Annotated in this window: 10 protein-coding genes; 7 read left to right on the forward strand and 3 right to left on the reverse strand. The window is 62.4% G+C overall.

Annotated elements, in window-relative coordinates; all coding sequences use genetic code 11:
• Positions 1–504: 504 nt before the first annotated feature.
• Positions 505–4608, forward strand: coding sequence for a KAP family P-loop NTPase fold protein (locus AAHK20_RS24490; protein ID WP_449184099.1), 4104 nt, complete (start codon positions 505–507; stop codon positions 4606–4608).
• A gap of 144 nt (positions 4609–4752) precedes the next feature.
• Here the strand turns inward: AAHK20_RS24490 and AAHK20_RS24495 are convergent, their stop codons facing one another.
• Positions 4753–4881 carry a hypothetical protein gene (locus AAHK20_RS24495; RefSeq protein WP_449184100.1) on the reverse strand — a complete coding sequence of 43 codons (129 nt, stop codon included), beginning with the start codon at positions 4879–4881 and terminating at the stop codon, positions 4753–4755.
• Positions 4882–5376: 495 nt separating this feature from the next.
• Here AAHK20_RS24495 and AAHK20_RS24500 point away from each other — a divergent pair, with 495 nt between their 5' ends.
• The gene (locus AAHK20_RS24500) at positions 5377–5574 is read left to right on the forward strand and encodes an ATP-binding protein (protein WP_449184101.1); all 198 of its coding nucleotides are present in this window, start codon (positions 5377–5379) and stop codon (positions 5572–5574) included.
• A 108-nt stretch (positions 5575–5682) separates the two neighbouring features.
• Here AAHK20_RS24500 and AAHK20_RS24505 read toward each other — a convergent pair whose 3' ends face one another.
• The gene (locus AAHK20_RS24505; protein WP_449184102.1) at positions 5683–5976 is read right to left on the reverse strand and encodes a hypothetical protein; all 294 of its coding nucleotides are present in this window, start codon (positions 5974–5976) and stop codon (positions 5683–5685) included.
• A gap of 336 nt (positions 5977–6312) precedes the next feature.
• On the opposite strand from AAHK20_RS24505, the gene AAHK20_RS24510 reads away from it, so the two are divergent.
• Entirely contained in the window at positions 6313–6495 is a 183-nt protein-coding gene (locus AAHK20_RS24510) for a hypothetical protein (RefSeq protein WP_137331284.1), read from the forward strand.
• A gap of 59 nt (positions 6496–6554) precedes the next feature.
• Complete coding sequence (locus tag AAHK20_RS24515; RefSeq protein WP_449184103.1) at positions 6555–7610, forward strand: AI-2E family transporter; 1056 nt, start codon at positions 6555–6557, stop codon at positions 7608–7610.
• A gap of 44 nt (positions 7611–7654) precedes the next feature.
• On the opposite strand, the gene AAHK20_RS24520 is transcribed toward AAHK20_RS24515, so the two are convergent.
• A complete protein-coding gene (locus tag AAHK20_RS24520; protein WP_449184104.1) occupies positions 7655–8398 on the reverse strand; it encodes a TetR/AcrR family transcriptional regulator in 744 nt (247 codons plus the stop codon).
• Between the two features lie 256 nt (positions 8399–8654).
• On the opposite strand from AAHK20_RS24520, the gene AAHK20_RS24525 reads away from it, so the two are divergent.
• From AAHK20_RS24525 to AAHK20_RS24535, 3 genes are read left to right on the forward strand one after another with little or no spacing between them, the layout of a single operon-like run.
• Positions 8655–9758 carry an efflux RND transporter periplasmic adaptor subunit gene (locus AAHK20_RS24525; RefSeq protein ID WP_449184105.1) on the forward strand — a complete coding sequence of 368 codons (1104 nt, stop codon included), beginning with the start codon at positions 8655–8657 and terminating at the stop codon, positions 9756–9758.
• Positions 9755–12928 (forward strand): efflux RND transporter permease subunit, encoded by a 3174-nt coding sequence (locus tag AAHK20_RS24530; protein ID WP_449184106.1) that lies wholly within the window; start codon positions 9755–9757, stop codon positions 12926–12928. Before AAHK20_RS24525 ends, AAHK20_RS24530 begins: the two co-directional genes overlap by 4 nt.
• A gap of 2 nt (positions 12929–12930) precedes the next feature.
• On the forward strand, positions 12931–14394 hold the full coding sequence (locus AAHK20_RS24535) for an efflux transporter outer membrane subunit (protein WP_449184107.1): 1464 nt from the start codon (positions 12931–12933) through the stop codon (positions 14392–14394).
• Positions 14395–14402 lie beyond the last annotated feature (8 nt).

The following is a 14402-nucleotide window of genomic DNA, read 5'->3' on the forward strand; positions in this document are numbered from 1 at the left end:
GCATCAATTTGGCTACCGTATTGAGACTATCCACCGAACGTGGGTAGGATCAAGTCGGCCAGTACGAGACCTTCGCCAGTGAATCGTTGACGACCGTTGTGTGATGCTAAGTGAGCGATCACTTCTACCGAGTGGCAATCACAGCGTTCGGCAAAAAGCCACAGGCGGTCGCGCCGCGCACACATCGGCTCCCCGGAGACTCTGTTGTTCCCGCCGGCGACGACAGACCGCAGTTTTGGCTATCAGATGTTGTCAGCTCATCGAACTCGTGGCGTCCGGGCGCGTTCGTTCGGGGTCTTCCGGCGGAGTATCATGCCGTGTGCCGTGTCTCGACGCACACCGCATACGGCAGAACCGTTCAGAAGCGACCCGGTCCGAGGGCGGGAGCTTCGATCTGCCAGATGAACCGCGCCGCTTGTTTCGATCAGGATCAGGCGGGCACAACCGAATCGAGCAAGGCTTCGATCGATCTTCATGTCAGAACAACACTATTAAAAGAAGACCATGAAAAGAGAAATTCCCACCGCCAATGAAATGCCGTCCGTTCTGGACCGGGAGATCGCGGACGCGCAACTCGATGCGTTTGGTCACCGTCATTTCGCGCTCGCGTTACGCAGTCTGATCGAGTCGGAGGATCACCCGACACCTTTCAGCATTGGCCTTCTCGGTGGTTGGGGCACAGGTAAGAGCAGTATCAAAGAGATGTACATGGCCGAGCTTCGAAACGATGCCACAAAGCATCAGGGCGCGAGGCGATCGGAGAAGATACAGTGCATAACCTTTAATGCATGGCGCTTTGGCGGGCGTGACCAGGACATCAAGCGGGCGCTCCTGCGCCATGTATTCCTTGAGCTCGGAGGGCACGAGGAAAACCTGCAGGACCGGCTCTTCCGCCAGATCAGCCACGTCACAGAACAGCCCAAACCGACGCTCAAATACTTCTGGGAAACGCTTCGCTCCTGGATGCTGCCGATTCCCGCTGTGCTGGTGGTCATGGCCGCATTCATCATCATTCTCGCGCTCAGCAACCTAGTCCTCGGTGCCGGTCATGACGCGACCAAGGCGACGATGACGTTGTGTGTAACGATTCTTTTTGGATACGTACTCAAGCACGTGAAGCCGCCAGAAGTGAAGGCCACGTCTGCCATGACACGCGTGATGCTTCCCAGCACCAGTTCGGAGCAGTACGAGGACATGTTGCTTGGACAGCTGGCCCGCTACAAGGATGGAAAAGACAAGTCCCCTGACGGGCGGAGCGGGAAGAGATGTGAACGACTGGTTGTGTTCGTCGATGATCTGGACAGGCTGTCGGCGGAAGAGATGGTGCTCGGTCTGGATGGCGTGCGCACGTTCATGGAGATTCCGAAGGGTCGCTTGCCAGAGGGATTGGGGCTGGTATTCGTCATTTCGTGCGACGAAGGGAAGATTGCGGATGCGCTGGCCAAAGGCCGGCGCTCGGCCGACTTGCCCGCGACAGTGTTCAACCGGTTTGATGCCCGGCGGTACCTTGACCGGATCTTCCAGTTCCGCTTGGAGATTCCGCCGTCACCGCGTAACGACATGCGAGACTTTGCTACTCGGAAGCTGCAAAGCATGGGCGGTGTCGCGGCCGATCTCGCTGAGCGCGGCGTGCCTCTGGCGCCCGTTGTTGACAGAATGATTCATGCGGGCGTGCAGGATCCGCGAAACGCGCTGCAGATTGTCAACGCATTCGAGCAGTCGTGGTGGCTGGCAAAAAAGCGCGAAGCCGACGGGGTTGGCAGCGATCGCGCCGGCGGGTTGCACGAAGGGGCAGTCACCGACCATCCCATATCGCTCGGTGCGCTTTCAGCCCTGAAAGTGAGCTTCCCGGATTTTTACCGCGAACTGCAGGACGACCCTGAACTGCTCTTTCACTTCACAGAAGTCGTCGTGAGAGGGCAGAGTCTGTCCGAGCGCCCGGAATCCATCCGGCGAATCCTCGCCGATAAGTACCTTTCCGAGCCCGCTTCGGGTGGGCAGGAGACTGCCGCTGAACAGAAACCGCAATTGCGACCGGAATACCGGCCACTACGTCAGTTTCTCGCCGGGCTTGTAGGCGTTCGATGGGCCCAGCCGCTGGAAAGCCTGCTACTGCTCTCCGAAGATCCTGTCTCCCGACGGCTGGGGCCGAAGATTGCCTCCTTGCGAAACGCATTCGTATCCGGCGACACCGATGGCGTTCTCGAGGGACTTGGCAGGCACCATGATCTTTCACCATTGAGCGTGGAGCAGGCAAAGAACCTCTACAACCTCTTTGAAGATCTGAGAGGCGAAACGGAAGCACGCCGCACGAATGGCGCACGCGTGATGGCGGACGTAATCGAGCGGATTCCGGATCCACCTCTCACGCAGGTGCTAAACGAGCTTTGCAGGACGCTTGACGACAGTCCGAACCTGCGTTCGCAGCTGGGACCCGTACGAATCAGGGGCCTGCTCGCCAAAGCGTCAGGTTCTGACAAACGTGCCGTGACTTCCCGACTCATTGGCGACGCGATGGTGGACGACGACGATCTGAGCCTCAGGCTTGACTCTGGCCAGACGCCGAGCCTGGACGAGGCAGTTGGGATGGTGAGAATCATTGCTGCGCTTGGCATGCGTGTGCGTGCGGAACAGGGCCTGGAAGCTAGAGAAGATGCGCTGTTCCTGGACTGGTTGCTGAGCCGAAATGTTCGTGTTCGCAACGCATCCCGACAGCTTAGTTTTGGTGAACTGGAGGGCTGGCTCTCCGTGGACACAGGTAGCATCGCCAGTTCTCTTGGGACACGCTACGTGGCCGCGCTTGCCGGTGAACTCGATAAGGAGGAGCCAGCGACATTCGACATGGATGCCGCGATGCAACGTGCCGGTGGCGTGTTCTCCGCACAGATGACGCTCGGGGAAGAGGCGCGGCGCGCAACGTGGCCAATCGTGTGTCGGTTTATCGAGCTCACTCAGCCGGCTGCAGTGAGGACCGCCTGGCAGGTCGCCGTATCAAACGAAGGGCTCGCCGCGGATGTCGAAATTTCGTTATTCCTCAGCGCCTTCGCCGCCCGCCTGCAGCACGACCTCACAGACAACAGTTCTGAGGTCGATGTTCATGAGGCATTCCCCGAGTTGATGAAGCTGGTTGTCGCGCGGATTAAGTCGCTCGACGATAGCGCGCTGCAGCGCCTGGTCGAACTTGCAACAGCGTGGAGTCGCAACGATGCTCACGCCCGGTTCGCGTGCGACATCGTCTCTCAACTGCGTCGGGTGAATACGGCCAAGGCGACCGCGGTTTTGAACACCTGGGCTCCGCGGGTTATCTCGGACCTCCCGTTGCCGTGTATCGAAATGCTGACGGAGCTTCTACCCGGGGAGGATGACAACCTCAAGGGCGCGGCCGCGAACGCAGTGACCACCATACTGAACATGGAACCGATTAACGATGCGGTGGCAGACCGTTACTCAGCGTTCGTCACCGGGCTTCCCGCCTCCAGCTGGGACAAGGCGCCATTCAAGGGGCATCTTGACAGCGCTTTGAGCAATCTCGCCAGTCGGAGCGCAAACGGCAACTATCTTGAAGCGATCTTTCCGCCCATCGCGAAAGTGTTTGCCCATGCAACACCCTCAACGCTTGGAACCTCGCTGCAGCAGCTCTTCCAGCAGGCCAGAAACTATCCCGGTCACTACGCGCTGTTGCATCGACAGATGGTCGGTCGCTGGCCTGCACCAGCCGCGACGCTTGCGCCGTATGACCCATCTGTCCTGTTTGAAGAGGCCTGTGCCATTTCGATCAGCCAGGCGGCAGCGGTAAAAGACGATGTGCTCGGCTCCGTTTCCGACATGTTCGACCGCGGTGTGGTCGGGCAGGACAAGCGTGCTCGCCTCGTCGAGACCGCATGCGCTCTCTGGAAGGTCGAGCCTCGTCTCGCGCTACCGTTCTTTCGGCGAAATCCAGGCCTGTCGGTCGAGCAGATTGATGCGCTTGTGAGCACGTTGAAAACCAGCGAGCAGGAACAGATAGCGGCACTCAGCGAAGCATGGCAGATCGTGTCGCGACACATCGGGGATGATGCGCGTCGGGCAGTTACCGTTGCGCTGCTTCGTCGCGGTGCCATTCAGGCCACTGGGGACGCAGACCTAGCCTTGAACGTATGGCTTTCTGTTCAGGGTGACAACGGACTTGCGTTGCTAAAAGACCTGCTCGTCGATGCCACCATTGCCGATGAACAACGGGCAAGGCTCTGGCGACAAGCCATTTCACGCTCCGAAATATTTGGCAAAGGATTCTTTGTTGACCTGATTCCGCCTTCCTTGGGCGTGCCGAACAGCGAGGCCACCTCTGCCGCTATTTTCGACAGCGAACAGAACATCGAAAAGCTGATGCACGATGGCGAGGCACGTTCGGACTTGGCCCGTAGCCTAATGGGTCGGTTCCATGAGTTCGGGACGGAAACGATCAAGGGCGGCGCAGGTGCAATGGCGAACCGGCTGGTCGGCAACGTTGCGCTGAAGGGACTGAGCATCGAGAGTCTAACGACAAGTGATGTTGCAATTCTCTCCGGTGCGTTTGGATCGTCTAAGGAACTGGACCGGATCAGAGACCAGATCCATAAAAACAGTTAGAAGCGTGCTGGCTCGGGCGAACTGTTCACCTATCAGTTCGTCGCGGTCGTCTCCGCGAAATCCGATTCTGGCTGCAAAGGAACATGCAGTTGCTGCGCAAGATCTCGCTATACCGGTTTAGCAGGTTGGACAGTCAACACCGCGTTAGAGCTTGAACATCACCGCAGCATCCAGGCCGGCGTCGAGGCGTTCGTCTTCGAGCGCAAGGCCAAGCCGCTCGATTACCATGTCGGCAATTTCGTCCTTGTGATTGCGAGCTTCGTCGGGGTTCAAGCGTGCAGAAGGCTTTTGCTCACCAGGTCCGACGCAGCCATTTGACCGAGTAGCCACAATATATGAAGTGCTCTAACGCTTCTGGGCGGCTGGGTCCATTCCATCGGCAGTTCTACCGGCGACGTCGCGGTGCGGGGCGCGGGGTAGACCGCGTGCGTGTGGGGGCTTTTCTCTTGGCCGCAAGAAGTTGTTGATCGGGAGTGACTCGGCTGTCGTATCCCTTCTTCAGTCAACGGCTTCGCAAGTGCTTTCGCACCGTTGACTGAAGACCCCCAAGCCAATTCGGTCTCCAGGCCATGATGGGGCAGTCTGCCAAGGTGTTGCACTTGCAGTTTGAGGCCGCCCAGGCCGCCCTGGCAAACATCCGGTGTTCGCCTTATGGGGTGTCCTCGATAAAGCCGTCAAGTACACGCCCGATGGTGGACACATTTTCGTTCGATTGCAGCGTGCGGACAGGCACATTTTGATCGTGGTACAGGACGATACGGCATCGGAATGGGGCCGGCCATCATTCCTTCTATGTTCCAAATGTTTGAGCAGGCACACGAGGCGAGCAGGCGTCGAAAGGGAGAGCTTACTATAGGACTGTCAGTTGCGCGGTCACTGATAGCCACGCACGGAGGGACCATCGAGGCGAGCGGCGACGGACCGAGGCGAGGGAGCCGTTTCATCATTAATCCTGCCCCTGTGTGACGGATCGGTCAGGCCGCAGGAAAGAACGTCCCCCGCAGAGACGCCCGTGATATCACGGCGCTGCTGATCGTAGTCGACAACCGCGACACAGCGGAGTCTTTTGCGCTGCTAGGCAGTCGTTAGGCTGTCCGCTTCATCGGCCGCCTGGCGGCTCAGCGCGTTCAATTCGAGTAGCTGCGCGTCGCTCGTCGCGCTGGATGCGCGCTGCCTGATCCCGTCTTCCCACGTCTGAAGTGCGCCGAGCGCCTGCGATACGTCCGTTTCGACGCGAGCGTAGCCCGAAACATGGGCGATGCCGTCGGCTTCCGGGCTCGTCGGCGGGGCTGCCCATGCGGCGAACGGGGCAAGCGCTAGCAGTGCAACGACGATGAGGCGAAGGAGGAACGGAATGACGCGTCGCACGGCGCAGACTCAATGAGGCGAAAAGATCCAGACGCTGGGAGCTGCGCTCAGATGGCAATTGCCTGCCCATATCGCTTTGCCGGCACGTCCGCGTCGACAGGAAAGCGTTGAAACCGCTTTTTAATCAAGGGTGATTATTATATCATTTATGATGTGTGTGGCAATGATGCGGTGTGTGGGGTGTCCTGGTCGTGCAGTGGCGCCTTGCAGTGCCCCATTTCGCAACAACGAATTGCGCACGTGTATCTGCCTGCTTGCACACCTATACTCGGCGCCGGCGCCAGCGCCAGTTTCCCCATCAGGTGTCCGACAGTTTTTTAACCAACAGGAGAACTTATGGAAAAGCGACGCATCGCCAAAGTCGGTCAAGCGAAAACCGAAAACCTCCACCAGATAGTGCAACAGGCTCTTCGCGGCGCGGCCACCGCGTCCACACCTGATAGTGCCATCGACCTGCTCGGCGAAGCCTTGCTCAAACTGGAGCGCCTCGTTGCGCGAACCAGCGCACCCATACACTGAATGCATCGGATCGAGTCTGCCCCGACGCTTCACGCGAACACGCAACAATAGACGCAACCATGACTGCCTATTATCGCCAATCGTTGTTCTGGGGCGCCGTCGCCCTGTCGGCCGGCGTGCTGCTGTGGAGCCTGCGCTCCGTGCTGACACCTTTTCTGTTCGGCGCGATGATCGCGTATGTTCTCCAGCCGGGCGTGGAGTGGCTGGTACGTCGGCGAGCACCGCGTGGTCTTGCCGCGCTGGTAATGATGTCGCTTTTCGTGGCGCTCATGGCGCTGCTGGTTCTGCTGGTATTCGTGGTTGTTCGGATGGAAGGCCCCGAGCTGACCGGACAGATCCCTTCGCTCGCGTCGAAACTCGAAGCCGCCGGCAAGCCATGGCTTGCTTCCGTAGGAATCGACTTCTGGACCGATTGGACGAGTCTGCCTGCCGCTGTGGCCACGCACCTGACGGCAAGCGAGCACGATGCTGTCCTCGCCGTCTGGCGATATCTGCGCACGGGCGGCAGTGCGGTGATCGACGTAGCGGGAAATCTCGTGATCTTGCCACTCGTGCTGTTTTATTTGCTGTATGACAGGCCCGAAGCACTGGAGCGGATCGAAAGCTTCGTGCCACGGCGCTGGCTCGCACAAACGCGGGATTTCGTCGCCGGAGTCGACCACATGATGTCGCAGTACCTGCGAGGGCAGCTCGCCGTCGTCGCGGTGCTGGCCGTTTTCTACCCGGCCGCGCTGACGATCGCCGGATTGCGCATCGCGCTGCCTGTCGGTGTCCTCACGGCACTGGCCGTCGTCATTCCGTACATCGGATTTGCGACAGCGCTGGCATCCGCGCTTTTCGCCGCTGTTCTGCAATTCGGTGACTGGTACGGCGTGGGAGCGGTGGCGCTCGTGTATGGAGTCGGCCAGATCCTCGAAAGCCTTATTCTCACACCCCGGCTCGTCGGCGAGCGTATCGGTCTGCATCCGCTTGCGGTCATTTTCTCGCTGCTGGCGTTCGGGAAGGTATTCGGGTTCTTCGGCGTTCTGCTCGCACTGCCGGCCAGCGCCGCGTGCGCTTTGGCGTTGCGGGAGCTGCGCCGTCACTACCTGAGCACCGCGCTTTATCGGGACTGATCTCGCTGCCGGGAGCACGCCGGGCGGCACGCCGCCGGCGCTCATCACACTCTGGCGGTGCCGGGTGGCATGGGTCGCCGGGCGATCTTTTCGGCCTCCATGCGCTTGAGACCAACGGCCTGCAACACGACTGTCGCGATGTTCTCGACGAACCGTTCCTCCCGGGGTCGAAGGACTTTTCGCGACAGGCGGCTCCGCTTCGAAGACGACGAATGAAGTTCGGCCGCGAGTCCGGCCAGGACGGTGCCGATCGCTGAGATGGCACATAGCAGTTCGTCCGCGACCGTGAAGCGTCTTTGCGCAATGCCTCTGCGCATGTCGCGCAACAGGCGCTGTCCAAGTCCCGTGCTGAGCGCACGCGCGGATAGCCCCTCGCGGATCAGCAACTGTCCCCACACGGGATCGCGACAGGCGCGCAACAGCGTATGGCGTACCGACACGGCAAGCACTTCAGCCGGGTCGGACAGGCCGCCGACGATGCCATCGAGCGTATCCGCGAATTCCTCGAATAGCCATTCAATGAGTGCCGTAAAGAGTCCTTCTTTTGAGTCGAAGTGGTTGTAGAACAACCCGGATCCCACATCGGCAGCGTCGGTGATCTCGTTGATTGTGACGCTATCCATTCCCTTTTTCGCGACCAGGACAAACGCGGCATCGAGAAGACGCACGCGCGTTTCGCGCTTGCGCCGCAAGCGCCGAGACGACTGCTCTGCGACGCACTCGCGCGACGCAAGCGGCTCCTCGACTGCCTCCCGACGACTCGTGCGTGGATTGCGGACCCCTGACATGTTGCCTCCCCGGTCATAGTTTGTTGCGATATTAGTTGATATTGTCATCATTGACAATATCATCAGTTATGGGTTTAATCTCATCTTCGCGCCGATCGGTGCCACTGGTCCGCAACAACCGCCCGCGCCGCTGGCCTCAGTCAGCGCGGATGACTTTCTATCTGGATTCGTCAGCTTCCTTGTGAACATCGTGAAACACTCCGGTCCCGTCGCGCCGATGCGGGCGCGCTCCCTATTACTTTCCTACGCGCGGTCGATGCACCGGGCACCCGCCGTCATCGCGGCGTGCAGCGCAATCCTCATTTGCGGATGCCATCACGACGAAGCCGCTGTGCAGGAGGCCAAGCCTGTGGTCGCGCGTGCCGTACACGCGGATGGGCATATCGCGGGCGACTCGTTGCCGGCGCAGGTGCAGGCGCGTTACTCCACGCCTCTCTCATTCCGCGTGGGAGGCAAAATCATTGAGCGGCGGGTGCGGATCGGCGACATGGTGAAAGAGGGGCAGACGGTCGCGCTGCTCGATCCGACCGATCTGCAAAACAACCTCGTCAACGCGCGCGCCCAACTCGATGCCGCCGAACATCGCCTCGTCTTTGCGAAGCAGCAGCTCGATCGCGACGAGGCGCAGGCACGTGCCAACCTGATTTCGACTGCGCAACTGGAGCAGACCCAGGACGCCTACGCTTCCGCGCTCGCGCAGCGTACTTCCGGGCTCGCGCAGATGGCACTTGCCACGGATCACCTGCGCTATGCGACGCTGGTCGCCGACCACGATGGCGCGATTACCTCGGAAGATGCCGATACCGGCCAGAACGTTCAGGCAACGCAAGCGGTGTATCACCTCGACTGGACCGGCGACATCGATATTGCTTGCGACGCGCCCGAAGCAACGGTGAATGCTCTGGCAGTCGGCAGCAAGGCACACGTCACGCTGCCCGCGCTGCCGGGCAAGACTTTCGATGCATCGGTGCGCGAGGTGTCCGCCGCCGCCGATCCGGAAAGCCGCACCTGGCGGGTCAAGCTGACGCTGACTTCGCCGGGCCCGGAGGTGCGTCTCGGCATGACCGCGAACGTGACCTTCGATACCACTGGCAACGCCAGCAACGGACAGTCGTACACGTTGCCCGTCACGGCGCTGTTTCACCGGGGCGAGCAACCCGCCGTATGGGTGGCGCGCACGGGTAGCGACACGCTCGAACTGCGTCCGGTCACCATCGCGCGTTACGACGAACGCTCGGTATCGGTCAGCTCGGGCCTCCACGATGGCGACCGGGTCGTGCTGCAAGGCGTGCATGCGGTCAGCGCCGGCGAGCACGTGCAGGTCGTGCCGCCGCTGCATCTAGAGGACTTTCCGTCATGAACGCACGCGACCATGAAAACGCGCGCGACGACGTGCGCATCATTACTGGCGACGGCTCGAGCGCTGACGCAACGGGTTTCAATCTGTCTGCGTGGGCGCTGCGGCACCAGCAACTGGTGATTTTCCTGATAGGGCTCGCCACGCTGTTCGGCGTGATCGGCTACACCAAACTCGCGCAATCGGAAGATCCGCCGTTCACGTTCCGCACGATGGTCATCAAGACCTACTGGCCGGGCGCAACGGCCCGCGAAGTGCAGGAGCAGATCACCGACCGGATCGGCCGCCAGTTGCAGGCGGCGCCGTACGTCGACAACATCAAGAGCTACTCGCGGCCCGGCGAGTCGATGATCTTCTTCGCAATGAAGGACTCGGCACCGGTCAAGGAAGTGCCCGAGACCTGGTACCAAGTGCGCAAGAAAGTCGGCGACATCCAGGCGACGCTCCCCAAGGGAACGGTGGGGCCGTTCTTCAACGACGAGTTCGGCGACGTCTATACGAACGTCTACGCGCTCGAAGGCGACGGCTTTTCGCCCGCGCAACTGCACGACTACGCGGACAAGCTCCGCACCGTGCTGCTGCGGGTGCCCGGTGTCGCGAAGGTCGACTACTTCGGCGATCCCGATCAGCACATCTTCGTCGAAATTTCGAACGCGCAACTCACGCGGCTAGCCATCACGCCGCAGCAACTCGCTCAGGCGATCGACGCGCAGAACGCCGTTGCGCCCGTCGGTACCATCACGACAGCGGATGACCGTGTGTTCGTGCGGCCGAGCGGCGCATTCAAGAACGAGCAGGCGCTCGCCGACATGCTGATCACCGTGAACAAGCGGTCGTTTCGCCTGGGCGACATTGCGACGATCCAGCGCGGCTATGACGATCCGCCCGTGACGCAGATGCGGGTCGGCGGCCAGGCTGCGCTCGGCATCGGTGTGACGATGCAAAAGGGCGGCGACGTGATCGACCTCGGCAAGGCGCTCGACGCCAAGACGGCAGAACTTCAGGCTTCGCTGCCGGCGGGCCTGAAGCTCTCGGCCGTGTCGAGCATGCCGCACGCGGTGAAGCATTCGGTCGATGACTTCGTGGAGGCGGTCGGAGAAGCCGTGGCCATCGTGCTGGTCGTGAGCCTCATCTCGCTCGGTCTGCGCACCGGCATGGTCGTGGTGATCACGATCCCGATCGTGCTCGCGGTCACGGCGCTGTGCATGCATCTGTTTGGCATCGGTCTGGACAAGGTATCACTCGGCACGCTCGTGCTCGCGCTGGGGCTGCTGGTCGACGACGCGATCATTGCCGTCGAGATGATGGCCGTGAAAATCGAACAGGGCTGGAGCCGCCTGCGCGCGGCGGCCTTCGCCTATACCAGTACGGCTTTTCCGATGCTGACCGGCACGTTGGTCACGGTCTCGGGCTTTCTGCCCATCGCGCTCGCCAAATCGAGCACCGGTGAGTACACGCGTTCGATCTTCGAGGTGTCGGCTATCGCGCTGATCGTTTCGTGGTTCGCCGCGGTCGTGCTGGTGCCGTTGCTGGGCTTCCACCTGCTGCCGGAGCATAAACGCCACGGGAGCGGTGAGCATGACCACGAGCACGACGTGTACAACACGGCCTTTTACCGGCGTCTGTCGGGCTGGGTCGGATGGTGCATCGACCGCCGCTGGGCCGTGCTCGGCGTCACGGTCGTGCTGTTCGCGATCGCGATGGCGGCCTTTACGCGCGTGCCGCAGCAGTTCTTCCCGAATTCGGAGCGGCCGGAACTGCTGGTCGATCTGAGGTTGCCGGAGGGCGCCTCGTTCGAAGCGACGCTGCGTGAAGCGAAGCGCCTCGAAAAGGTGCTGGGTGGCAAGCCGGAAATCGAGCATTTCGTCGACTTCGTGGGCACCGGCGCGCCGCGTTTCTACCTGCCGCTCGACCAGCAGCTTCAGCAGCCGAACTTCGCGCAGTTCGTCGTTACCGCGAAAGACGTCGAGACGCGCGAACAGTTGATGCACTGGCTCGACGCGAAACTGGAGAAGGACTTCTCCGGAGTTCGCACGCGCGTCGCCCGCCTCGAAAACGGGCCGCCCGTCGGCTTTCCGATCAAGTTCCGCGTGAGCGGCGACGACATCGCGACCGTGCACGCCATTGCGGAAACGGTCGCAGAAAAGACCCGCGCCGACTCGCGCACGCGCAACGTCCAGTTCGACTGGGACGAGCCCGCTGAACGCTCGATCTCGTTCGAGATCGACCAGAACCGGGCGCGGCAGCTTGGCGTCACGTCGGAGGACGTCTCCAGCTTCCTCGCGATGACGCTGTCCGGCTACACGGTCACGCAGTACCGCGAGCGCGACAAGCTGATCGACGTGGACCTGCGCTCGCCCAGGAGCGAGCGCGTTAACCCCGCACAGCTCACGAGCCTCGCCATGCCGACGCCGAACGGCCCGGTGCCGCTCGGCTCGCTCGGGCACGTGCGCGACGCGCTGGAATACGGCGTGATCTGGGAGCGCGACCGCCAGCCGACCATCACGGTGCAGGCGGACGTGCGCGGCGACGCGCAGGGAATCGACGTCACGCGCGACATCGACCGTGCGCTGACGGCCGAGCGCGCGAGGCTGCCGGTCGGCTACCGGATCGACGTGGGCGGCGCGGTGGAGGAGAGCGTGAAAGGCCAGACTTCGATCAACGCGGAAATGCCGCTGATGATCATCGCGGTGCTCACGCTGCTGATGATCCAGCTCAAGAACTTCGCGCGTACTTTTATTGTCGTGCTGACCGCGCCGCTGGGCCTGATCGGTGTGGTGACCGCGCTGCTGCTGTTCGGCAAGCCGTTTGGCTTCGTCGCGCTGCTGGGCGTGATCGCGATGTTCGGCATCATCATGCGCAACTCCGTGATCCTCGTCGACCAGATCGATCAGGACATCGCGGCGGGGCACCCGCGCTTCGACGCTGTCATCGGCGCGACGGTGCGGCGTTTCAGGCCGATCATGCTGACCGCCGCCGCCGCCGTTCTCGCGCTGATACCACTGCTTCGCTCGGGCTTCTTCGGCCCCATGGCGACCGCGCTGATGGGCGGCATCACCGTCGCCACGGTGCTGACGGTGTTCTTTCTGCCGGCGCTCTACGCGACCTGCTTCAGGGTCCGGCGCGACGAACGCGGCACGCAACCGCTCGTCGCCGAGCATACGGAGGCTTGATGATGAGCTTTACCTATAGGACTTCCGTGCTGGCGGTGGCTGCCGCACTGAGCATCGCGGCTTGCTCATTCGGGCCGAGCGGCGAAGCGCCAGCGATGCCTTCGCCGGAGCACTACGGCGCGCAGGCGCAGCCGTCGAAAACCGTGACGGCCGGTGGCGTCGCGCAGACATTCGATGTCGGCGCGACAGCGGCCCCCCAATGGTGGCGCCTGTACCGGTCCAACGCGCTGGATGCGCTCGTCGACGAGGGCCTGCGCAACAGCCCGAACCTCGCGGCAACCCAGCGCACGCTCGCGGCCGCGCAAGAACAACTGCGCGCGCAGGTCGGCGCATCGACGCTGCCGTCGATCGACAGCGCCGTGCAGGTCGAGCGCGCCCGCGCGCCCGTCGTGCCGGGAGTCGGACCGGAGCAGGTGCAATACAACTTCTTCGCCGGCCAGGTGTTCGCGCATTACACCTTCGACCTGTTCGGCCAGACGCGTTACACGAACTCGGCAAGCGCCGCGCGCGTGCACGTGCAGGCATTCGAACTGGAGGCGTCGCGGCGCGCGCTTGCCGCCAACATCGTCGCGAGCGTGATCAATGTCGCGTCTCTCGACCGGCAGATCGCGCTCACCGAGCGGCTCGTGGAAGTGTCCAATGCCGCCGCGAACGAGGACGAGCAGCGCTTCGCGCTCGGGTCGGTCTCCCGCGCCCAAATGCTCGAATCGAAACAGGATGCGGCGTCGATCGCTGCGACGCTGCCTGCACTGCGGCAGCAACGCGCTTGCGCGGTCCATGCGCTGTCGGTGCTGATCGGCCGCACGCCGGACAACGCGCCGGGCGTGCCGGATCTCGACAGTCTCGCGCTGCCCGTGAACGTGCCCGTCGCGGTGCCTTCGGACCTGTTGCGTTCGCGCCCGGACATCCAGGCAGCGGACGCCGCCGTCAAGGCCGCCGCGGCCGACGTCGGCGCCGCGACGGCGCAGATGTTCCCGAGCCTGTCGCTCACGGCCGCGATGGGGCGCGGCGGCTTCAGCTGGCCGGCGGTGTTCTCGGGCGCGGGCGGCCTGTGGGCGCTCGGCGCGGCGATGTCGCAGCCGATCTTCCATGGCGGGGCTTTGTTCGCGGAGCGTCGCGCGTCGATCGATGCATACGACGCCGCCGTGCTGCACTACAAGTCGACGGTGCTCTCCGCGTTCCAGGATGTCGCGAATTCGCTGGCCGCGCTGGATAACGACGCGCAGACGCTCGCCTCGGCGGACGTTGCCGCGGACGCCGCGCACGCCGCGTTCGACGATACGGCGTCGCGCCATCGCATGGGCGCGCTTCCGTCGTCGGCAACACACGCCAGCGAGTCCCGCTATCTCAACGCGCAGATCGGCTCGGTACGCGCAGCGAGCCAGCGCATGAGCGATACGGCGGCGTTGTTCCAGGCGATGGGGGAACTGCCCGTGGCGCAGCAGACGGCAGCGTCGACGCAATGATCGCGCGC

It is taken from the genome of Trinickia camelliae, assembly GCF_053525655.1.